This window comes from Gordonia sp. IITR100 (assembly GCF_002009645.1).
Taxonomy (GTDB): domain Bacteria; phylum Actinomycetota; class Actinomycetes; order Mycobacteriales; family Mycobacteriaceae; genus Gordonia; species Gordonia hongkongensis.
In genome coordinates, this window is sequence record NZ_MVKV01000010.1 from 152,057 (window position 1) to 173,927 (window position 21,871).

Annotated in this window: 20 protein-coding genes and 1 pseudogene; 15 read left to right on the forward strand and 6 right to left on the reverse strand. The window is 67.1% G+C overall.

What is annotated here, in order from left to right; translation table 11 throughout:
* Window positions 1-2: 2 nt before the first annotated feature.
* The 3 genes from B1818_RS15290 to B1818_RS15300 are packed head-to-tail and all read right to left on the reverse strand — an operon-like array spanning window position 3 to window position 3,914.
* Window positions 3-1,328 (reverse strand): glucarate dehydratase family protein, encoded by a 1,326-nt coding sequence (locus B1818_RS15290; RefSeq protein WP_058251868.1) that lies wholly within the window; start codon window positions 1,326-1,328, stop codon window positions 3-5.
* An 18-nt stretch (window positions 1,329-1,346) separates the two neighbouring features.
* Window positions 1,347-2,279 (reverse strand): 5-dehydro-4-deoxyglucarate dehydratase, encoded by a 933-nt coding sequence (locus B1818_RS15295; RefSeq protein WP_058251797.1) that lies wholly within the window; start codon window positions 2,277-2,279, stop codon window positions 1,347-1,349.
* A 24-nt stretch (window positions 2,280-2,303) separates the two neighbouring features.
* Window positions 2,304-3,914: an aldehyde dehydrogenase (NADP(+)) gene (locus B1818_RS15300; RefSeq protein WP_058251796.1), complete on the reverse strand. Its 1,611-nt coding sequence runs from the start codon at window positions 3,912-3,914 to the stop codon at window positions 2,304-2,306.
* A gap of 414 nt (window positions 3,915-4,328) precedes the next feature.
* Here B1818_RS15300 and B1818_RS15305 point away from each other — a divergent pair, with 414 nt between their 5' ends.
* From B1818_RS15305 to B1818_RS15335, 7 genes and pseudogenes are all read left to right on the forward strand, one after another.
* A complete protein-coding gene (locus tag B1818_RS15305; protein WP_078113211.1) occupies window positions 4,329-4,928 on the forward strand; it encodes a hypothetical protein in 600 nt (199 codons plus the stop codon).
* Window positions 4,929-6,219: 1,291 nt separating this feature from the next.
* Window positions 6,220-7,479 (forward strand): HNH endonuclease signature motif containing protein, encoded by a 1,260-nt coding sequence (locus B1818_RS15310; RefSeq protein WP_078113212.1) that lies wholly within the window; start codon window positions 6,220-6,222, stop codon window positions 7,477-7,479.
* Between the two features lie 647 nt (window positions 7,480-8,126).
* On the forward strand, window positions 8,127-9,362 hold the full coding sequence (locus B1818_RS15315; RefSeq protein ID WP_068971948.1) for an alkane 1-monooxygenase: 1,236 nt from the start codon (window positions 8,127-8,129) through the stop codon (window positions 9,360-9,362).
* A pseudogene (locus B1818_RS24750) lies at window positions 9,359-9,508 on the forward strand (rubredoxin); the annotation flags it as partial. The gene B1818_RS15315 and the pseudogene B1818_RS24750, both read left to right, overlap by 4 nt.
* 95 nt (window positions 9,509-9,603) lie before the next feature.
* Window positions 9,604-9,783 (forward strand): rubredoxin, encoded by a 180-nt coding sequence (locus B1818_RS15325; protein ID WP_058251790.1) that lies wholly within the window; start codon window positions 9,604-9,606, stop codon window positions 9,781-9,783.
* Window positions 9,780-10,985, forward strand: coding sequence for an NAD(P)/FAD-dependent oxidoreductase (locus B1818_RS15330; protein ID WP_058251789.1), 1,206 nt, complete (start codon window positions 9,780-9,782; stop codon window positions 10,983-10,985). The genes B1818_RS15325 and B1818_RS15330 overlap by 4 nt, the downstream gene beginning before the upstream one ends.
* Window positions 10,982-11,584 carry a TetR family transcriptional regulator gene (locus B1818_RS15335; RefSeq protein ID WP_058251788.1) on the forward strand — a complete coding sequence of 201 codons (603 nt, stop codon included), beginning with the start codon at window positions 10,982-10,984 and terminating at the stop codon, window positions 11,582-11,584. Before B1818_RS15330 ends, B1818_RS15335 begins: the two co-directional genes overlap by 4 nt.
* A gap of 2 nt (window positions 11,585-11,586) precedes the next feature.
* On the opposite strand, the gene B1818_RS15340 is transcribed toward B1818_RS15335, so the two are convergent.
* The gene (locus B1818_RS15340) at window positions 11,587-13,071 is read right to left on the reverse strand and encodes a phospholipase D-like domain-containing protein (RefSeq protein WP_058251787.1); all 1,485 of its coding nucleotides are present in this window, start codon (window positions 13,069-13,071) and stop codon (window positions 11,587-11,589) included.
* A gap of 194 nt (window positions 13,072-13,265) precedes the next feature.
* Here B1818_RS15340 and B1818_RS15345 point away from each other — a divergent pair, with 194 nt between their 5' ends.
* From B1818_RS15345 to B1818_RS15360, 4 genes are all read left to right on the forward strand, one after another.
* On the forward strand, window positions 13,266-13,859 hold the full coding sequence (locus B1818_RS15345) for a CHAP domain-containing protein (protein ID WP_058251867.1): 594 nt from the start codon (window positions 13,266-13,268) through the stop codon (window positions 13,857-13,859).
* A gap of 2 nt (window positions 13,860-13,861) precedes the next feature.
* Complete coding sequence (locus B1818_RS15350; protein ID WP_078113213.1) at window positions 13,862-14,497, forward strand: DUF2461 domain-containing protein; 636 nt, start codon at window positions 13,862-13,864, stop codon at window positions 14,495-14,497.
* Between the two features lie 193 nt (window positions 14,498-14,690).
* Complete coding sequence (locus tag B1818_RS15355) at window positions 14,691-16,088, forward strand: amidohydrolase family protein (RefSeq protein ID WP_058251785.1); 1,398 nt, start codon at window positions 14,691-14,693, stop codon at window positions 16,086-16,088.
* Window positions 16,089-16,167: 79 nt separating this feature from the next.
* Complete coding sequence (locus B1818_RS15360) at window positions 16,168-17,100, forward strand: antibiotic biosynthesis monooxygenase (RefSeq protein WP_078113214.1); 933 nt, start codon at window positions 16,168-16,170, stop codon at window positions 17,098-17,100.
* Window positions 17,101-17,120: 20 nt separating this feature from the next.
* Here B1818_RS15360 and B1818_RS15365 read toward each other — a convergent pair whose 3' ends face one another.
* Window positions 17,121-17,528, reverse strand: a complete 408-nt coding sequence (locus B1818_RS15365; RefSeq protein WP_058251783.1) for a YchJ family protein — start codon at window positions 17,526-17,528, stop codon at window positions 17,121-17,123.
* Window positions 17,529-17,622: 94 nt separating this feature from the next.
* Here B1818_RS15365 and B1818_RS15370 point away from each other — a divergent pair, with 94 nt between their 5' ends.
* A complete protein-coding gene (locus tag B1818_RS15370) occupies window positions 17,623-17,847 on the forward strand; it encodes a dodecin (protein WP_058251782.1) in 225 nt (74 codons plus the stop codon).
* Between the two features lie 29 nt (window positions 17,848-17,876).
* Here the strand turns inward: B1818_RS15370 and B1818_RS15375 are convergent, their stop codons facing one another.
* Window positions 17,877-18,767, reverse strand: coding sequence for an alpha/beta fold hydrolase (locus tag B1818_RS15375; protein ID WP_078113215.1), 891 nt, complete (start codon window positions 18,765-18,767; stop codon window positions 17,877-17,879).
* A gap of 75 nt (window positions 18,768-18,842) precedes the next feature.
* Here B1818_RS15375 and B1818_RS15380 point away from each other — a divergent pair, with 75 nt between their 5' ends.
* From B1818_RS15380 to eutC, 3 genes are all read left to right on the forward strand, one after another.
* Window positions 18,843-19,448, forward strand: coding sequence for a TetR/AcrR family transcriptional regulator (locus tag B1818_RS15380; protein WP_058251781.1), 606 nt, complete (start codon window positions 18,843-18,845; stop codon window positions 19,446-19,448).
* A gap of 92 nt (window positions 19,449-19,540) precedes the next feature.
* Window positions 19,541-20,950 carry an ethanolamine ammonia-lyase subunit EutB gene (locus tag B1818_RS15385; protein ID WP_058251780.1) on the forward strand — a complete coding sequence of 470 codons (1,410 nt, stop codon included), beginning with the start codon at window positions 19,541-19,543 and terminating at the stop codon, window positions 20,948-20,950.
* Window positions 20,947-21,756 carry an ethanolamine ammonia-lyase subunit EutC gene (gene eutC / locus B1818_RS15390; RefSeq protein WP_078113216.1) on the forward strand — a complete coding sequence of 270 codons (810 nt, stop codon included), beginning with the start codon at window positions 20,947-20,949 and terminating at the stop codon, window positions 21,754-21,756. The genes B1818_RS15385 and eutC overlap by 4 nt, the downstream gene beginning before the upstream one ends.
* The last annotated feature ends 115 nt before the right edge of the window (window positions 21,757-21,871 follow it).

Consider the following 21,871-nt stretch of genomic DNA (forward strand, 5'->3'; position numbering starts at 1 on the left):
GTTCACCACCGCGGGCTGGTGTTCCGGAAGCCCGGATCGATGGACTGCATGTAGCCGGTGTCGTCGCGATCCCGGATGCCGCAGTCGAGGTATTGCTGGTGCAGGGCCTCCAGCGCCTCGTCGTCGAGTTCGACGCCCAGACCCGGGCCGGTCGGGACCGTCACCGCACCGTCGACGATGTCCAGCACACCGGGCTTCACCACGTCCTCGGTCTTCCAGGGCCAGTGTGTGTCGCAGGCATACGTGAGGTTGGGCGTCGCAGACGCCAGATGCACCATCGCGGCGAGGCTGATACCCAGGTGCGAGTTGGAGTGCATCGACAGCGCCAGCCCGAAGGTCTCGCAGATGCCACCGAGCAGCCGTGAGCGTTGCAGGCCACCCCAGTAGTGATGGTCGGACAACACGACCGAGACCGACCTCTGTCGCACCGCGGGTTCGAGGTGATCGAAGGCCACGACGCACATGTTGGTCGCGAGCGGCATCCTCGCCTGCTCGGCAACCCGTGCCATACCGTCGAGGCCCGGGGTCGGGTCCTCCAGATACTCGACGATCCCCTCGAGTTCTGCTGCGACTCGCACCGAGGTCTCGACGGTCCAGGCGGCATTGGGGTCGAGGCGCAAGGGCACACCGGGGAATTCGGCGTGCAGCGCCTTGATCGCGGCGATCTCCTCGTCGGGGTCGAACACCCCGCCCTTGAGCTTGATCGCGGTGAACCCGTAGCGGTCGATCATGCGGTGTGCCTGCCGGATCAACCCGCTCGGGTCGATCGCCTCACCCCATTCGTCCGGCAGACCGTTGGCTCCGACGGCACCGGGGTGGGCCGCCCATTTGTAGAACAGATAAGCGCTGAACGGAACCCGGTCGCGCACGCTTCCGCCCAGCAGGTCGCTGACCGGCCGGCCGAGAGTCTTCCCCTGGATGTCCAGGCAGGCCACCTCGAATGGTGAGAAGACGCGGTCGGTGGTGCTGGCGGTGGTGATCATCCCGGCCACCCCGTCACCACCGGTGACGGCCAGTGTCGAGATCCGGGCGTCGATGGCCTCCCGGAGGCGGTGTAGGGCGAAGACGTCGAGGCCGATGATCGCCTTGGCAGCCGCCTCCATACGCGCGAGATGGGCGGTGTCCGCGTAAGTTTCACCGAGCCCGCGCACACCGTCGGCGGTGTCGATCACGATGATCGCCCGAAGCGCGTAGGGCTGATGAACGCCAACGGTGTTGAGGAGCGGCGGGTCGACGAAGGCGACCGGAGTGACGGTCACCTTCGTGATCGTGGTGTCGGTCCGGTGGCCGGCGACCGAGGGGTGTCCGACCCGGGGCGTGTCGATCATGTTGGTCGTCATGGCTTCTCAGACCGCTGCTTGAACGGCGAGCGTGCTCGCCAGGACTGCCCGGCCCGCGGCGGTGATCCGCTCGAGTTCGGCCTTGTGCTCGGGAGTCGGCTGGACCAGGGGCGCCCGTACGGGGCCAGCCTCGATGCCCTCCATCGTCACGCCGTGCTTCACGAGGGCGACGGCATATCCCGGCACCTTGTTGCGCAGACGGACCAACGGATGGAAGAAGTCCCGCAGCAGCGCCTCGGTCAGCTCGACGTCGCCGTTCTCCAGCGAGTTGTAGAAGGCGAGGGCCAGCTCGGGAGCGAAGGCGAACGTCGCCGACGAATACAGGGTGACGCCGATGGCGCGGTAGGCCTGCTGTGTGATCTCGGCGGTGGGCAGACCGTTGAAGAACAGGAACTCCTTCGTGTCACCGAGCGCCTCCTTCACCGCGATGACGATGCGCGACACGTTGTCGAGGTCACCCGTGCCGTCCTTGAACCCGATGACGGTCGGCAGCTCGGCGACCTCGACCGCCGACACCTCGTCGAACACCGCATTGCCGCGGTTGTAGACGATGAGCGGCAGATCGGTGGCCGCCGCGACGGATCGTGTGTACTCGGCGAGGCCGGCGGGCGGCATCGTCACCAGATACGGGGGCAGCAGCAGGACACCGTCGGCACCATTGGCTTTCGCGCTCACCGCGAACTCCTTGGCCTGGACCAGGGAACCACCGGCGCCGGCGAACACCGGGACACGGCCCGCGACGGTCTCGACCGCGCAGCGGACGATCCGGCCGAACTCCTCGAGTCCGAGTGCGTGGAACTCGCCGGTGCCGCAGGCGATGAACACGCCGCCGGGGCCGGCTGCCACCCCGCGGTCGATGTGTTCGGCGAGGCGCCGGTAGTCGACCTCTCCGGTGCTGTCGAAAGGTGTGACGGGGAAGAACAAGACGCCGTTGAGCATTGGGACTCCTTGGATGGGTGTGGTTCAGTCGCGGATGAGTTCGCCGTCGACGCGGCGCCAGATGTGTTCGGGGTTTCCGTCGGCAATCGGCTGTGGCAGCAGTGCCGCTGGGACGTCCTGGTACGCCACCGGTCGCAGGAACCGCTCGATGGCGAGCGACCCGACGCTGGTGGAACGGCTGTCGGAGGTGGACGGATACGGGCCGCCGTGGACCATTGCGTGGCCGACCTCGACACCGGTGGGCCACCCGTTGAACAGAATCCGACCGGCCTTGAGCTCGAGCTCCTCGAGCAGGTCGCGGGCGTCGTCGTGGTCGGAGGTCGCGGCATGGATGGTCGCTGTCAGCTGACCTTCGAGCTCGGCAGCAACCTCGCGCACCTGCTTCAGGTCCCGGCAGCGCACGACAAGGCTCGACGACCCGAAGATCTCCTGCTGCAACGTCTTCGACGCGAGGAAGGTCTCGGCGTCCGTACCGAAGAGCGCGGCCCGGCATTCATTCGGCCCGGCCGCATCCGTGGACCGAGCCAGAACATCGGCGGCGGACACGAATTCGTCCACCCCCGTCGCGTAGCTCGCGGCGATCCCCGGGGTCAGCATCGGCGTGGGGTTCGACGCGGAGATCGCTTCGGAAGCTGCGGCGACAAAGGCGTCGAGGCCTGGGCCGTCGACGGCGATGACGAGGCCGGGGTTGGTGCAGAACTGGCCCGACCCCATCGTCAGCGAGCCCACGAACGCACGGCCAAGGGCTGCCGCGTCGTCTCGCAGCGCACCTTCGAGCGGGAAGACCGGGTTGATCGAACTCATCTCCGCATACACCGGGATGGGCTCGGGTCGCGATGCGGCTGCGGCAACGAGAGCTGTTCCACCCGAACGAGATCCGGTGAAGCCGACCGCCTTGATGCGTGGGTCGGTGACAAGTGCGATGCCGATCTCACGACCGGTGCCGTACAGCAACGAGAACGTACCCGCGGGCATACCGGTGGCGACGATCGCGTCAGTGATCAGCTGGCCGACCAGTTCCGAGGTACCAGGGTGTGCGTCGTGCGCCTTGACCACCACCGGACACCCGGCGGCGAGCGCCGACGCGGTGTCTCCGCCGGCGACGGAGAACGCGAGCGGGAAGTTGCTGGCGCCGAACACGGCCACGGGGCCGAGAGGAACTTTGCGTTGCCGGATGTCGGCGCGCGGCAGCGGAGTGCGGTCCGGGCGCGCGGGGTCAATGCGCGCCCCGTGCCAGCTGCCTTCGCGGAGTACAGACGCGAACAGACGGAGTTGACCGGATGTGCGACCGACCTCGCCGGTGATACGTGCGGCCGGGAGTCCGGTCTCTGCGACGGCGCGCTCCACGAGGACCTCGGTCGCGGCGTCGAGGTTGTCGGCGATCGTCGAGAGGAAGTGCGCCCGGCCTTCGGAGGAGGTGGCTCGGTACGGTCCGAAGGCGGCCGCTGCAGCCGCGGTGGCTCGGACCACATCGGCCACGGTGCCGTGTGCGTAGGCGGGCAACAGCCGCGCGTCCGTCGTGGGGTCGATGCCGTATACGGCGCCTCCTGAGCCCGTCACCCGTTCACCCGCGATGATCAGCTGTCCGGTGAGGTCTTGCGTCGTCGACGGTGCGGGCTGCTGCGCAATGGTCATCGTGATCCCATCCGTTGTGCGTTGGCATTCCGCCGAGGTGGCCCGGCAGCGGCGGCGCCACGTGAGAGGTGTCATCTGCTCTCGATGGCGGGTCGCCGTCGGCGCGGCTGTGCGGTGAGCTCGGCCTTGTCCCGACCGTAGAACCCACGATCCATACATGTCCAAGTCAAATATGGACGTCTTTAATGCTCGGAGTGAATCGAGCCAGGTGACCGGTTCAGTCGGGACGCGCTCGCTCGTCAGCCGATACGCCATCCGGCCGGCCCACGCCGGACCGCGTACCAGACCAACAGCAGTCGACAGTGGGACAATCACTGCGCCGAATCCGACATACCGCACAGCGCCAAGCCACGGCGAGCGCCGGCTGCCGGAGCGGGCACACCACCCATTCGACGAAAGCGGAATCCAGAACCGATGAAGCGCATTCGCCTCCTCGCCGTCATGGCCCTGGCCATCACGGCACTCACCGTCTCCTACGGCACCGCACACGGCGCTCCCGCGCCCGCCGCGCCGTCCCACCTCTCCAGCGCATCCGCCGACGGGACCTCCATCACCTCCCAGCTCCGCAACGCGACGTTCGTCGCAGGCGAGCAGGAACTCCGGGTCGTCGACTCACACGGACGGACCATCGAGCGGATCGGACTGGTGCTGCCGTTCGACGGCGCCGCTGTCCCGATGCGGGCGAAGGTCTCCGCCGACCGCACCCAGGCGACGTTCACCCCGATCCTCACCCCCGAAGCCCGCGCGGCGATCGCCGCCGGCGTCCGCCCGGCCTCGGCCAAGAAGGACCGCGCCTACCAGCAGATGATCTGGCACATCACCAACGGGTGGAACCGCGGCGGCAACGTCACCACCGCCATCGGCGCTCTCGCCGGCCTCATCATCGGCTGCATCATCATCGTCGGCTGTGTCTGGGGTGCGGGCGTCGGCGCGGCCATCGGAGCGGTCATCGGCATCAACAACGGCGACCCCCGCGCCGGGCAGTCGATCCTGAACTGGATCAACACTCCGTAAGACCAGCGAGCAGGGCCTCGCTACTCGGGTCCCAGATGCTGCAGAATCCCCAACTCCGCGTGCGGGGTTGGGGATTTTCTGCTTCTTCCGGCTTGCGGACGCGCGTTCAGCGGTGGGCCCGGCATGCACCGTGCCGTAGAAGTCGGCGGCCGCCAGTGACCGTGTCGGCAATCGGCGCCGAACGCCCGACCCGGTCAAGCGCGCTTCTCGACAATGCGGAGCGCGTGTCCAGTCCGGTGGCGACGTCGCTACCTGGCCGCTGAGATGCAGCAAACCAATGAGTTCTCACGTCGCCGAGCCCCTCGATGACCCGCCGAACCTGACCGGCCCGGGCCCGATGATGGGTTGGTCGATGTACGTCACGGCTCGTTCCGTCAACGAGTTCACCGCCGCGCACACTGGTGGAGGTCGGTGCGGGCTCTCTCGACCCACGTGCTCCCGCCGACAATTCGTCGCCGAAAAGAACTTTCCGCGAACCGAGTTCGGCGCACCGCGAGACGGGGTTTGCCCGGACGACTGGACATTGACCCGACGTCTATCGACTTCAACCGACCCGAACCCGTCGACGACCTCCGGCATCGGATCGGACGGAGACCGCCGGATACCTGTCCGACCACGACCTCACCACCCAGGACCCGGCGGGTCACCGCGACCGGAGAACACCGGGTCGTAGCCCCGCCGCGCACTTACCCGTGGGGCGCCACAAGAGAGCCTCACCGGAGCAGGCCGAGACCCGCCGGCCGGCCACACCCGAGGGACACGCCCTCAACAGCCAACGCGCCCACATCGGTACCTGAAAAGGGCGTCACCGACGCAACAGTTGCGGTAGGCGACGTCACGGTGACACAGCTGTTCCACCTCGAACCCTGCCGACTTTCGGCCCGGGTAGGCGGCACGACGGCTCCCCCGGTCCTACGTATGCCTGCACCATCGAGGCGACCGTTTCGACGACCCAGTCAGTGTCTCGGCGACAGCCATTCCCGCATACTCAGCGGCATCTGAAATCGCTGAGCGCTGAGCCGGACGATACCCTTCGGCCCCCAACACATATCGCCGTTACCTTCCGCACGCCGGCCACGCCAGTCCGGTCGCCTCCTGGGACGTCGAGACTGCTCCACCAGCAAGAAATGCGCGCCCGTCCGGGCGTACTCGAAAACTGGAGTGACTTGAACCGGCCACTGACCACGAGAAGCGCACAGTCAACGCCATCAGACGCACAGTGAACGAAATATGCTGCACAGTAGATGAATTCACGGTTCTCGGCTTGTGGAATTTCCTCGAAATCGAACGGATGTTCCTGTACTGTGGAGTCATGCCAGAGCTCGCCACTCTCCTCGATCAGCTCATCGAGACCACCCCGCCCGCCGACGACCCAACCGGCAGAGCAACATTCGACTCCCTCGACACGTGGCGTCTGATCCGCAACCTTGCTGACCATCAGATCGCCACGCACGCAGCGCAACTCGACGCCCTCGGTGTCGCACAGAAGGCCGGAAGCACCACCAAGAAGCTGCTGATCGAGTCAGGACATGCGCCGGCCGCCGCCCTCCGCACCATGCGCAGTGTCGACGCCCTGCCCAACCTGCCCGCGCTGTCTCGTCATGCCGCCGATGGACGGCTGTCCGGCGAGGTCGTCTATGCCATCGTCCGCGGCATGAACGAGATCGAAAAACGGTGTGGTGGCGCCCTTCCCGAGGGGGAACGCTCCCGGTATGAGGTCGAACTCATCGCCCAAGCACTATCCGGTGCAACACCGACTGAAGTGCGCAAGCATGCTCACGCCATCGGCAACGCCCTCGCCGATGCTTCTGACGCCGGAACCCCAGCGTCGGACGATGCACGCTTGAACTCGGTGAACGCCCACACCACCGACGACGGCCGCGTCGAAGTTCGTGCCGACCTCACCCAGGTCGTGGGCGAGAAGTTCTTAGCCATGATCGACGAACGGTCCTGTCCGCGGCCCGAACCCGACGGCGCTGAGGATCGACGCACCGCAGAGCAGCGTCGCGCCGACGCTTTCGAGTTGATCCTCGACCAAGCAGCGATCGGCGCGAGCATCGACACCGTCGGAAGCCCACGCACCCAATTGATGCTGACGATCCCCGCGACCGGAGACCTCGCAACACTGCCGTGGACCGGAACCGTCAGCCAAGCTACAGCCCGACAGGTCTCATGTGACGGATCCTTGACCGAGATCATCCTCAATGGCGAAGGCGTGCCGCTGCAGATGGGCCACACCCACCGCTTGTTCCCGGCGCACCTGCGCAAAGCAATGATCGTCCGCGACGCCTGCTGCATCAAATGCGGTGCGCCACCGTCACATACCCAGGTCCACCACATCAAGCCGTGGGCCGACGGCGGACCCACCGACCTCGACAACGGCTGCCTGCTCTGCCAACGCTGCCATACGCAGGTCCACCACCACGGCTGGGACATCGTGATGGGTTTCGACCGACACCCTTGGCTCGTCCCACCCCCCAGTATTGACCCACACCGCCGACCGTTACCCGCCTACAACCGACGCACCATGCGCCTCGACGACGCCGCCTGACTCCACCCTTCCGACACACACCTCACGCGCCGCACCCGGGCCAAACCCGGGACCGCATCTGTACTTTGACAACTCCACAGCGGAACACGACCGACCCGATCCCACTCGACCTTTCGAGCGGGATCGGGTTCCGGGAGCCGAACCCGAACTCGGCGGCGAACGCAGGCAGGAACAGGCCTCGGATCAGCACCACGACGGCGAGCAGCGCACCGCCGGTGCGGAGCCGTGATGGGCAAGACCCCGACCGTCGTCATAAACCAGCTCAAAGTGCTCGTGTTCACCAAGGTGCGAACCCGACGGGGGTCGACTCGACGACCGAGATGAAGGACAGGGTGGTCTCGACAGCCCCGGCCGTCCGCGCCAAGTCTCGGTGGGGTGAACAGTCGCTTCACCCTCCGACGCAGTCGCACCTGCAAGAGCCTCGCCGCGCGGTTCGTTGACCACGGCGGGCCTGCGCGAAACCGCGCCGAACTCCAGAACGCAAGAACTGCCGCACGCGTCGGCGAGCGACCTTCCTGCCGCACAGTCCTCATCGGACGCGCCACACCGATGCTTTTTTACAAATCGACGTAAATGTCTAGACAACGGACATTGTCTCGGTTAATGTCCAGTGCTGTACATCACAGCCCGTGCAGACAGGAGCGCGTATGAGTACCGCACCGACCCCGTTCACCGCGGACGACTCCGCCGCCGAGTGGAAGGACCGCAAACGCCATCTCTGGCTGCTCGGCCTGATCCCGCCGACGTCGATCTTTCTCGCAATGGGTCTCGTCGCCGGCTTCAATGCGATCGGCCACGGTTTCGACGTCGTGTCGCCGGTGTGGTGGTGGATCGGACCGCTACTCGTCTACGTTCTGCTCCCGATCCTCGACGTGTTCTTCGGGCCCGACGGATCGAATCCGCCCGAAGAGCTGATGGAGCAGCTGGAGAACGACAAGTACTACCGCTACTGCACGTACGTGTACATCCCGTTCCAGCTCGCGAGTCTCGTGATGGCCTGCTACCTGTGGACGGCCGACGACCTCAGTTGGCTCGGCATCGACGGCGGGCTCGGGCTCGCGTCGAAGATCGGGCTGGCGCTGTCGATCGGCGCGATGGGCGGGATCGGAATCAACACCGCTCACGAACTGGGGCACAAGAAGGACGATCTGGAACGCTGGTTGTCGAAGATCACTCTCGCCCAGACGTTTTACGGTCACTTTTACATCGAGCACAACCGTGGGCACCACGTGCGGGTCGCGACGCCCGAAGATCCGGCCAGCTCCCGTTTCGGAGAGTCGTTCTGGCGCTTCCTCCCCCGTAGCGTCTGGGGAAGCCTCACGTCCTCCGTCGAACTCGAGCGCAAACGCCTCGAGCGGGCGGGCAAGCCCTTCTGGCATCCGAGCAACGACGTCCTCAACGCATGGGCGATGTCGATCGTGCTGTGGGGGGCGCTCACCGCGATCTTCGGCTGGGAGATCCTGCCTTTCCTCGTGATCCAGGCCGTCTACGGCTTCTCGCTGCTGGAAACGGTGAACTACCTCGAGCACTACGGCCTGCTCCGCCAGAAGACGAAGACCGGGCGATACGAACGGTGCACGCCCGAACACAGCTGGAACTCCGATCACATCTGCACGAACATCTTCCTGTACCACCTGCAGCGACACAGCGACCATCACGCGAATCCCACCCGCCGATACCAGACCCTGCGCAGCTTCGACGGCGCACCGAACCTGCCGAGCGGGTACGCGAGCATGATCACCCTCGCCTATTTCCCGCCCATCTGGCGTCGGGTGATGGACAACCGGGTGCTCGACCACTACGACGGAGACGTCGAACGGATCAACATCGCACCGCACCGCCGCGAACGCGTCCTGGCCGAGCACGGGGTGTCGCCGCGATGAGCACCTTCCGTTGTCCGGTCTGCGATTACGTCTACGACGAGACCGTCGGCGCTCCCCGGGAGGGCTTCCCGCCCGGCACCCCCTGGGCCACCATTCCCGACGACTGGCCGTGCCCCGACTGCGGCGTGCGGGAGAAGATCGACTTCCTCGGCGCCGGGAGCGAAGCGAGCGGGCCGGATGATCTCGGCGCCGGGAGCGAAGCGAGCGGGCCGGATGAAATCAGCGAAGGGAACTCTGTGCGATGAACTTCAAGCTCTTCCGTTGTGAGGTCTGCGGTTTCGAGTACGACGAAGAACTAGGTTGGCCGGAGGACGGCATCGAGCCGGGCACCCGCTGGGCCGACATCCCCGACGACTGGAGCTGCCCGGACTGCGGTGCGGCCAAGGCCGATTTCGAGATGGTCGAGGTAGCCCGTCCGTGAGCGCCGTTCGCACCGGCACCACCCGGGGCGGTTCGGTGGTGATCGTCGGCACCGGCGTAGCTGGCATCACGGCTGCGGAGTCGCTGCGTTCCAACGGTTTCGACGGAACAATCACCGTGTTCGGGGACGAGCCACAACTCCCCTACCGTCGAACGGCGCTGAGCAAGAACCTCGTCGACGGCGACCTGACGGACGCCAAGATCACGCTCCGTCCGCCCGGGTACTGGTCGGATCGGGGCATCGAGATCGTGACCTCGACGCGCGTCGCCGACGTCGACGCCTCGTCGCGGCGGGTCTGCCTCGCCGACTCCTCCCAAGTGGATTACGACGCGCTGGTCCTGGCCACCGGAGGGCGTGCCCGGCGACTCCCCGGCACGACGTCGTCCCCGCTCGCCCTGCGCACCCGGCACGACGCGGCGGAGCTCCGGCACGCGATCCAGGACGGGCCGGTGATCGTTCTCGGCGGCGGACTGATCGGACTGGAGATCGCCGCAGCCGTGGCGTCGACCGGAGACGGTTCGCGCGTCACCGTCATCGAGCGCGAGACGTCGCTGTTGTCGCGGATCGTTCCGGCAACGGTGGCCGAGGCGGTGGCGACCCTGCACCGGGAACGCGGGGTGCAGATCCTCACCGGCGTGGTGCCCACCACGATCACCGCCGAGTCCGTGACGTTGGCGGACGGGCGGACGTTGACCGGAACGGTGATCAGCGCGATCGGAATGGAGCCCGATCTCGAATTACCGCACAGCGCAGGGATTCCCGTCGATGCGGCCGGGATCGTCGTCGACGATTTGCTGCGAACCCGAGTCCCCGGCGTCTACGCGGCTGGCGACGTCGCAGCGCGGCCCCATCCGTTGACGGGCGCACCGATGCGTGCCGAGCAGTGGCTCACCGCGACCGAGCACGGCAGACTGGTCGCCATGACGATCGCCGCCGACCTCGGGCTGGACACCGGCATCAGCACTGCGGTACCGCGTGTGCCACTGGCCTGGACGATGCAGTACACGACCAACATCCAGATCGTCGGGTGGCCGACATCGGGAGATCGTGTGGAGGTCGACCTGGACGACTCCTGCTCTGTCGTGCGGGCTTTCGCCGGAAGTCGTCTCGTTGGCGCGGTCTGCCTGGGCAGGGGCGGCTCGGGACGATCCCTGCGCGCCGAGATCGAGTCATCTCTCCAGCCGGTCGGTGCGCACGGATGACGACTCGCAACTATGCGCAGGACAGCAAAGCCCTGCTGCACAAGTCGCTGCTCGACGGACTGCACGACCTGCTGCTGGACCGGGACTGGGCGGCGGTGCGCATGTCCGATGTCGCCGCCGCGACGGGGGTCAGCCGCCAGACCGTCTACAACGAGTTCGGCTCCCGTTACGGCCTCGCGCAGGGCTACGCGGTGCGGTTGGCGGGCCGTTTCGCCGGCCATGTCGCAGACTCACTGGCGAATTCGGTCGGCGACGTCACCGAGGCCCTGCACAAGGGTTTCGGTGAATTCTTCGCCGGGGTCGCCACCGACCCGCTGATCGCCTCGCTGCTGTCCGGCGAGGCCAAACCCGATCTGATGAAGCTGATCACCACTGATGCGGCACCGATCATCACCACGGCCGCCGACCGGCTGGCCGAGGCCTTCCGCGAGTCCGAGTGGCTGTCGATGCCGGAGTCCGACGTCGTGCGGATCTCGCGCGCGATCACCAGGATGGCGCTGAGTTACATCGCGATGCCCCCGGAGGGCGATCGCGACGTCGCATCCGACCTCGCCGAGGTCATCGCCCCCGCCATCGAGGCGGCCCGCACGCGGATGTGACGTCAGCGCCGCAGCAGGTTCCGCGTGCCTCGACGGATCACCGCGCGGTAGATGCGGTCGATCGTGCCGATCCGCGCGTCCTCCGGGTCCACGAGTTCGTTCTCCGCGATGACAGACTCCTCGCCGTCGATCGTCTCGTGATCGAATGCCTCGACTGTCCGGCCCGGGCCGGTCAGCCGATCGACCGCCCCGACGAGCGAATTCTCCTGTGCCACGGCATCGTCGAACACCTCGTGGTCGACGCCCAGATGCTCGGACAACAACCGCGTGCGCATGGACAGGATCGTCTCGCGCAGGTCGCCGTCGGCAGGGTCGTTCGGATCGGCCTCGATGGCGACGTCACACTCGCTGTCGAATCCGAGCGACCGGTTGTTGAGGTTCGAGGACCCGATGCGCAGGAGGACGTCGTCGACGATGAGCACCTTGGCGTGCACGTAGATCGGGTCCCCCTCGGCGGTCACCGGGTAGAAGGCACGGAATCTGTCGTACTTGTCAGCGCGCCACAGGAGTTGCAGGAGCCTGTGCCGCGCACCGTCCATGGCGAGCCGTTCCATTGGACTGTCCGCATGCCTCGGCAGCACCAGGACGATCTCGGGCCCGTCGGGCTCGGCGAGCCGTTCCGCCAGCGCGTCCGCGACCTCGCGCGCCGCCAGGTACTGGCTCTCTATGTAGATCGTGCGGCGGGCCGCGGCGAAGGCCGCACGGTACAGGCGCCGGATCTCCTCGACCTGGGGCCGGTCGTCGTACTGCGGAATCGTCCGGGCCACCGCGACGTCGCAGTCGGTGAACGTGACGTCGAGATCCGTCGGCCAGATGTCGGGGCCGTCGGTGTCGACGAGGGGTTTGAGGCTCTCGCCGGTGGCGGCCTCCCACCGGTCGAGAGCGACGGACGCGACCACGCGCGCGGCGTCGCCGTCGAGGGCGACCGTGGCGTCATGCCAGGGCCCATGCGGTCGGCCATCGGGGTCCCGGCGGAACTCGTTGTGCGACAGATGTTCCGAAGTGTCCCACCGGTTCACCGTCATGTCGATGCCGCCACAGAACGCGAACTGGTCGTCGATCACCGCGATCTTCTGATGATGCGCGGCGGAGACCGGGTGGGCGGCGTCGATCCGGTAGTGCAGACGACGGCCGGTGAGCAGATCCTGGACGAAGGGCGGCGCGACTCCGCGCAGGATGCCGGTGAACGCGCCGGTGCTCCAGCGCAGGACGTAGATCTCCAGTTCCGGACGGTTGTCGATGAGCCACCGCAGGAAGTTCCCGAGCACGTCGGGGACCTCGTCGTCGGCGGTCCGCGGATCGAGCCGGATCCGGGTGTCCACGTCCCAACCGATGAGGACGATGCGGCGCCGGGCCTGCAGCAACGCCGACTTGGCGTGCAGGAAGTAGTCCGCCGCGTCGACGATGCATGCGACGCGGTCGGCGGTCGCGATCTCCCGGCACGTGTCCCCGGCACGCAGGATCGGCTCGTGATCTGACTCGTCCACCGCGTTCGCTCCTTGAATCGCCTTGGCCCCCCGACCGGCGCCCATTGTGCCAAGCGCGCATGTCGCCCGCGCGGGCGAGGCGCCGGGCGAACGCCGGCGGGGACGAGGAACGAGGCGCGGCCACGGCGCCGATGCCTACACTCGTCGAGGTGAGCGCCGACACGACTGCCGACCGACCCGCAGACGGTGCGGGCATGCGCCCGGTGCGTCGACGTGGTCGGCGGACGGTGATCGCCGCGGCGCTGGTCGTGATCGTCGTCGCGGGCGTCGGTCTCGTCGCGTGGCGGGCCGTACCCGAACGGTGGTTGCCCTGGGACACCGCCGAGTTCCCGCAGGTCGACGCGTCCGAGCTGACTCCGGATCAGCTGCGGATCGTCGAAGCGGTTCGCCACGAACACGCCGTTCAGCGCCCGGGGACGTTCTACTCCGAGGGTGTCGACGAGCCGTGGTGCGCGAACTTCGTGAGCTGGATCATGCGTTCGGCGGGTCGCCCGCTGGTCAACCCCAACTCCGGCCACTGGCGCATTCCCGGCGTGTACACACTGCAGGAGTACTACGAGGCAGACAACCGTTTCGAGGCCGTCGGTGACTACACGCCCCGGGTGGGCGACGTCGTGCTCTACGACCGGTCCTCCCGATTCGGCCAGCACACCAACATTGTCGTCGCAGTCGACGGCGACACCGCGGTCACGGTGGGCGGCAACGAGATGGGCCGCATCCGCATCCACTCGCTGGACTGGCAATCCGACGGCGGTGTCCTCGGCTTCGGACGCGTCCTGCCGGAGTGACGATGACAGACTTCACGGGATTCACCGAAGCCGCACTCGACTTCTACGACGACCTGGAGATCGACAACTCCAAGGCGTTCTGGGAAGACCACAAGGACGTCTATCGTTCCGCGGTCGCCGAGCCCATGCGAGCCCTCACCGACGCGCTGGCCGACGAGTTCGGCCCGGCCAAGATCTTCCGGCCGTATCGCGACGTCCGATTCTCGAAGGACAAGACGCCGTACAAGACCCACCAGGGCGCATTCGTCGCCGTGGCCCCGGCCACCGGGTACTACGTGCAGATCGGCGCACCGGGTGTTCGCGTCGGCGCGGGCTTCTACGAGGCCACCCCGGCCCGGCTCGCCGAGATTCGGAAGTCCATCGACCACGACCGCAGCGGACCCGAGCTCGAGAGCCTGCTCCGGCGGCTCACGGGGGACGGCTGGGAGATCGCCGGGGACCGGCTGAAGACCGCACCTCGCGGGTACGACGTCGCTCACCCGCGGATCGAACTACTTCGCCACCGATCGCTGTCGGTGGGGCGGGACTACGGATTCGACCAGATCATCCATTCCGCGGAACTCGTCGATCGGGTGCGGCGGGACTGGCGGGCGACGGTCCCGCTCGTCGAATGGATCGCGGTCCACACCGGTAGCTGAGAGCCCGCACCGACCGGTCCGCGCGACACATGGAAACGATCAGACGGCGACTTCGACGGTTGGCGCGCGCGTGCGACGGGAGGCGGGTGATACTGGTCGCCGACCGCGTCCGAGATCCGAGGACGATCACAGGCACCCGGGTGGACCTCCGATGACGATCCGAGTTTGTGACCCCGATGCCCGAGGAGCACCGATGACCGACACCGTCCACTACGGGCACATCTTCCATCTCGCCGGCAGTCCCGCGATCACCGAGGCGGTGGACGCGCTGGTATCGATACCCGACGGAGCTCTGGTGGTAGGCGACGACGGCACGATCAAGTTCGCCGGCGAGAGATCCGAGCTCCCTTCCGAATTCGCGAGCGCGGAGGCGCACGAGCACCCGAGCGGGTATCTCATCCCGGGCTTCGTCGACACCCACATCCACTTCCCGCAGACCTACGCCGGCGACTCCTACGGCGGCGGGCAACTGCTCGAATGGCTCAATCTGTGCATCTTCCCGTCCGAATCCAAGTTCGCCGACCCCGAATTCGCCCAGGCCGCTGCGGTCGAGTTCACCCGGCGACGGGTCGCCGCGGGTACGACGGCGATGATGGTGTTCGGTTCCGCCTTCCCCCACGCCCAGGATTCCCTGTTCACCGAGACCCAGAAGGCCGGGCTGCGTATCGTGGCCGGCCGCGGCATCCAGACCGTCGGCGGTGACACCGCCAAGCCGCTGCTGACCTCGGAGGAGGAGGCCATCCGCCTCACCCGGGCCGAGATCGACAAGTGGCATGCCGCCGACACCGGCGACTACCGGACCGCGTTGCTGCACGTCGCGATCGTGCCGCGGTTCTCGCTGTCGGTGACCACCGAGACGCTGAAGAACCTCGGCGACCTGTACGACGAATACCGCGAGCAGGGCGTCTACGTCCACAGCCACCTCAACGAGAACAACCGTCCCGGCACCGGAGAGGTGGACACCACCAAGGAGGTCTACCAGGTCGACTCCTACCTCGACACCTATGACGGGAAGTTCCTGCCCGGATCGCAGGTCGGCGGCAAGAGCCTGCTCGGTCCGCGGACCATCCTCGCGCACTGCGTGCACTGCCAGGACGCCGAACTCGCGCGCATGGCCGAGACCGGTACCTCGATCTCGCATTGTCCGGTGTCGCAGTTGTTCCTCGGATCCGGCACGATGCCGTGGAAGCGCACCGTGGCGGCGGGTGTAAACATCTCCGCCGGAACCGATTTCGGCGGCGGCGACGAATGGCTCGTCCCGCGCGTACTCGGAGATGCCTTCAAACAGCACATCACCGAGCCCGGAGACGCCGGGGTGTCGATGCACCCGGCCGAAATGCTGTTCATCGGGACCGTCGGCGGGGCCCGGGCACTCGACATGGAGAACCGTTTCGGCAACTTCGATGAGGGCAAGGAAGCCGACTTCCTGGTCATCGAACCCATGGACGCCTTGAAGTCCACGCTGGAGAACGCCGTCCGGTCCGACGATGCCGATCTCGCCCGCGACCAGACCCTGTTCGGCCTGCTGATGGGCCTCCGCGAATCGTCCATCGCCGAGGTCTACGTCCAGGGGCGTCGGGTCACCGTCTGACCGACGGCCCGACGCCGACGACCGGCAGGATACGACGATCGTCACCACCCACGACGCCACAAGCACCGCGATCATCGCGGTGTCGGTCTTCCACGCCCCCGAAACCGGCGATTTCGCGGAGTGGGCCGCGACGCTCGCCGCATCGGCCACCGACTCCGACGGCTGTCTGGGTGTAGCGATCTCGGCGGTGACCGACGGACATTTCGATCCGGCGGTCGCCACCACCTTCGTCGACGAGGACGCCCTGGACCGTTGGCTCGACAGCTCGGGTCACCGCGCGGCGCTCGATGCCGGACGAGCGCACGGTTGGCTACCGGCGACGCCCGTGCTCGAACTCGTCGACGGCCGGTCGCCACCGCCGGGAGTCGGCGCCTTCCGTCACGACATCGTCGCGGGCGCGGTCGGCGACTTCGTCGCCGCGCAGCACGTTTTGGTCCAGGCGGCAAGCGAATTCGGCGGGTACGAGGGAACCGCCCTGTTCGTCGACGAGCAGCGCGAGACATCGCTGTCCGTGTTGCGGTTCCGCACCGACCGGCAGCTCGCGGCCTGGGTGTCGTCGAGCCGGCGCAGCGAAGCGCTCGCCGGGTTGCGCTCGAGTCTCACCCACGACTTCGAGACGATGGCGAGCACCACCGCGTTCGGTACCACCGTGCGCACCGACCGCGGCCGAATCCTGAAGACGCCGAACTGGAAGTCGGCGATGATCGTGCTGCTCGTGCTCTATCCGACGGTGATGACCCTGTCGCGGTTTCTCGGCCCTACGCTCGATCGGCTCGGCGCGCAGCCATGGCTCGCGTTGTGGCTCAGCCAGGTCGTCAGCGTCACCCTGATGCAGTGGTGGCTGATGCCGTGGGCATCACGCCCGTTCCGGCGATGGCTCGACCCGGTCGAGGGGAGCAACTGGCGCAGCAATGTCGCGGGGGCGGTAGCAGTTCTGCTCGTCTACCTGCTGTGCCTGACCGTGTTCGCCAACGTGACGTGGCTGCAGTGGTGGGATTACGCCGACGCATGACGTCGGCTCCCCTGCCGGGGTCACCCGACGATCCCGTCGACATACAACCAGTGGCCCTTCGACCGGATGAACCGGCTGCGCTCATGCAGTGAGCCCCGCTCCGCGCCGGCTCGGTAGTGGGCGGTGAAGGTGACCTCGCCCTCGGTATCGAACGGTGAACCTCCCCTCCTCGACTCGATGTCGAGGCGGTACCAGCGCATCGACTCGTCCAGCTCGAGGGTGGCCGGGCGGGTGTCGGGGTGCCAACTGGCGAGCAGATGATTCCGATCCCCCAGCGCGAAAGCGGTGAAACGCGAACGCATCAACGCCTCCGCCGTCGGGGCGGCGCGCTCACCGGCAAGTACCGGCCCGCAGCAGTCGCCGAGGACGAGACCCGACAGACACGGGCATCTCTCGGAGACGTCTCGGTTTACCGATTCACTGGTCACCTTTCGATCTTAGGGGTACACAGGAAGAGCGGGCGGCCGAGCACCGGAGCCGCCGCAGCCATACCCGAAGGTTCTCACGATTGGAGCGATTCCCTTGTCGGACAACGTGTATCGAGTAATCGAAGTGGTCGGGTCCTCGACCTCCGGCACCGACGACGCCATCCGCAACGCGATCGCTCGCGCCTCGTCGACCGTCAATCACCTCGACTGGTTCGAGGTCACCGAGACCCGTGGCCACATCGAAGACGGCCAGATCGCGCACTTCCAGGTCACATTGAAGGTCGGTTTCAAGATCGAGGGATCCGGCGACACCACGTAGTCGGACCTGCGATTGTCTCGGCGCGTTCCTCATGCCTCGGATCTCGAGGCCGTGAGGAACGCGCCGATCCGTGCGGCGACGGTCTCCGGATCGTCGAGCATGGGCAGGACCGCGGCGCCCGGAATCGGCACGTAGCGGCCACGGGGTAGGAGTTCGGCGAGTCGCGGTCCGTGGGCCGGCGGCATCACGCGGTTGTCTGGCGACCACAGCACGAGCACGTTTCCGTCGAAGTCGGCGAGCGCCTCGGTACGACGGATGAGTTCGCCGGCGTCGAAATCGGTCGTCGCATACTTGGTGACGTCGCGGCGAATCCGGGGATCGGTCAAGACCGGATCGGTCCACCGCCGCATTTGCGCGGGGTCGACCGGACCGTTGACCATCCAGCCCCACAGCATGGGCAGGCGACGAAGCCATCCGATCCGCAATTGCCGCGCCGCCAGGGTGATTCCACCCGGCAGGCGCACAGCAAGGGTGGCCATCTTGCCCGGTAGACCCGGTGGGAAGTTGTCGAACGCCTCACACGGGAGGATGACCATCCGGCCGACTCGCCGGTCGAGGCCGAGTGCGGTCAGGAAAAGCGAACCGCCCCAATCGGAGTGGACAAGCGTCACATCGTCGAGGTCGAGTGCGTCGAGGACGTCGGCGACGAGTCTGACCATGCCGTCCATCGACAGGTCGGCAGTCACATCGAGGGGAATTCGGTGCGATCCCAGTGGCAGAACCGGCCGGATATATCGAAAACCACTGGGCAACAACGGGATCACCGCATTCCACACCTCATGGTCCATCAGCAGACCGTGGAGGAACACAACCGGCGGGCCGGCACCGTCATCGGCGTACTCGACGACACCGGCCGGAGTGTCGAGGCGTTTCATCGCCGTCGGCCGATACTCACTCGTCGCGTAGCCGTCCTGACTCATACCGATCTCCTCCAGAGGAACTGTTCGAACAGACGCCGGTCTTTAGAACGATCACTCTAGAACAGATGCTCTAGAATGACCAGGGTGAAGACGGACGAACGCATCGTGGTCGCGATGACCGAGCTGCTCCGTAGGCAGGGATACGCCGCGACCGGGATCAAGCAGGTCGTAGACGCCGCCGACGCGCCCATCGGGTCCATTTACCACCACTTCAGCGGCGGCAAGCGAGACGTCGCCGAGGCCGCGCTGCGTCAGTCCGGCGCCGCGTACGGGGAACTCGTCGGGATGCTGCTCGCCCCCTACGACGACATCGCGGCGGGTATCGAGGCGGCCTTCGGCTCGGCCGCTGAGACCATCGCCGAGAACGAATGGCTCAACATGTGTCCCGTCGCCACCGTCGCAGGCGAGATCGCGGACACCGAGCCGGCACTCCGGACGGCGGCTGCGGAGGTGATCGACGCGTGGGTCGAGAAGGGCACGGCACTGTATCGAACCCGTGGACTCGCCGAACCGGACGCGCGAGCCCTGATCCTCGCCGTGGTGGCCTCCCTCGAAGGGGCCTTCATCCTCGCCCGCACACAGCGGTCCACGGCCCCGATCGTCGCTGCCGGCCGGGCGATGGGCGCGTACGCGCGATCGCTGACAGCCGACACGGAGTCCACCACCGGCGCCCCCACCTGACGCTGCTCGTTCGGCATGCGCCTCCCCGACACCGAACCTAGACTTCGGAGGACCATGACGCGCAACCATTCCCATCCCGGCCCGGGTTCCCGATGAGGTACACCCAGACGATCGCCGGCACCACACACGAGTTCGACGGCCTCGTCGAACTCATGGCGAAGGCCACCCCACGCCGGTCCGGTGACGAGCTCGCCGGTTGCGCCGCGGGTTCCGATGCCGAACGAGCCGCTGCCGCTTGGCAACTCGCCGACGTGCCGTTGAGCAGGTTCGTCGATGAACCGTTGGTGCCGTACGAGTCCGACGAAGTGACCCGGCTGATCGTCGACACCCATGACCGAACCGCGTTCGCCGAGATCGCCCACCTGACGGTCGGCGGGTTCCGGGACTGGCTGCTGGAGATCGCCATTCGTTCCGACGCAGGAGAGCGACTCGCCCGCGTCGGCCCCGGCCTCACTCCCGAGATGGTGGCGGCCGCGTCGAAGATCATGCGAAACCAGGACCTGATCCTGGTGGCCGCGGCGGCGCGGGTCACGTCGGCGTTCCGTACGACCATCGGCCTGCCCGGCCGGATCGCGACACGGCTACAGCCGAACCATCCCACCGACGACCCGCGAGGCATCGCCGCGGCGACCCTCGACGGCCTGCTCATGGGGTGTGGCGACGCGGTCATCGGCATCAACCCGGCGTCGGACTCACCACGGGCGACCGCGGATCTCCTGCACATGCTCGACGACATCCGGCAGCGTTACGAGATCCCCATGCAGTCGTGTGTTCTGTCGCATGTGACGACCACCGTCGACCTCATCGAGCAGGGTGTGCCGGTCGACCTCGTGTTCCAGTCGATCGCAGGCACCGAGGGAGCCAACAAGGGATTCGGGGTGACGCTGGACATCCTGCGCGAGGCCGACGAGGCGGGTCGGTCGCTGCACCGAGGGACCGTCGGCGACAACGTGATGTACCTCGAAACCGGTCAGGGATCGGCACTTTCGGCCGGCGCGCATCTGGGAACCGGCGGCAAGCCCGTCGATCAGCAGACCCTGGAGGCGCGTGCCTACGCGGTCGCGCGAGAACTGAATCCCCTGCTGATCAACACCGTCGTCGGTTTCATCGGGCCCGAGTACCTCTACGACGGCAAGCAGATCATTCGCGCCGGTCTCGAGGATCACTTCTGCGGCAAGCTGCTCGGGCTCCCGATGGGCGTCGACGTCTGCTACACCAATCACGCCGAGGCCGACCAGGACGACATGGACACGCTCCTCACCCTGCTCGGCGTCGCCGGTGCCGCGTTCGTCATCGCCGTTCCCGGAGCGGATGATGTGATGCTCGGGTACCAGAGCCTGTCGTTCCACGACGCGCTCTACGTCCGGGAAGCACTCGGACTCCGACCGGCCCCCGAGTTCGAGTCCTGGCTGGTGCGACTAGGCATGACCGACGGCGCCGGGCGCATCCTGCCGGTGGATCCGGGCGAGTCTCCGCTCCTGTCATTGACGGCCGGCCGATGACGGAGGCCCGGCCCACATCAGCGGGCGGTCACGCGCCGCAGCCCGACCCGTGGTCCGAGCTGCGGCGCAGCACACAGGCCCGGATCGGACTCGGGCGCTCGGGCAATTCGCTGCCCTCGCGGCGGGTCCTCGAATTCCAGGCCGCCCACGCCGCCGCCCGCGACGCCGTCCACGAGCCCCTCGATGTCGACGGTTTCGCGCGCTCGATCGGCGAACTCGAACTCGATCCCCCGGTCGTCGTCACGAGCCGTGCGGGGACACGCAGCGAATACCTGCGCCGGCCCGACCTCGGCCGGTTGCCCGAAGATCTCTCCCAGGTTCCGCGCTCGGACGCCGAAGTGGGGATCGTGCTGGCCGACGGACTGTCACCGCGGGCTCTTGCCGACCACGGCCGGGGTCTCGTCGCCGCGCTCCTCCACCAGTTCGACGGCCGGTACTCCATCGCACCGCCGGTCATCGCGACCGAGGCCCGCGTCGCCCTCGGCGATCACATCGGCGAGGCGCTCGGGGTCAGCACCCTCATCGTGATCATCGGTGAGCGCCCCGGCCTCTCGGTCGCCGACAGCCTGGGCGTCTATCTCACCCACCTCCCCCGGCCGGGACGCGCCGACTCCGACCGGAACTGCATCTCGAACATCCACCCGCCCGACGGTCTGCACTACGACGTCGCCGCACGGACGACTGCCGCGCTCATCGCCGGCGCCCGGAAACTCGGACGATCCGGTGTCGCACTCAAGGACATGTCGCGCACCGGAGAACTCGACGGGATCGACGACGCGGAAGCGACGCCCCCCGCTTCCCCCTGAGGTGCGAGGAGCGCAAGCGACGCCCCCTCTGCTCCCTGAGCCTGGATCCGTGGATGGGTTCGGGGTGTCGGTAACGTGAAAATGCCCTCTGAGCTGGAATGATTGGTGGTGTTGA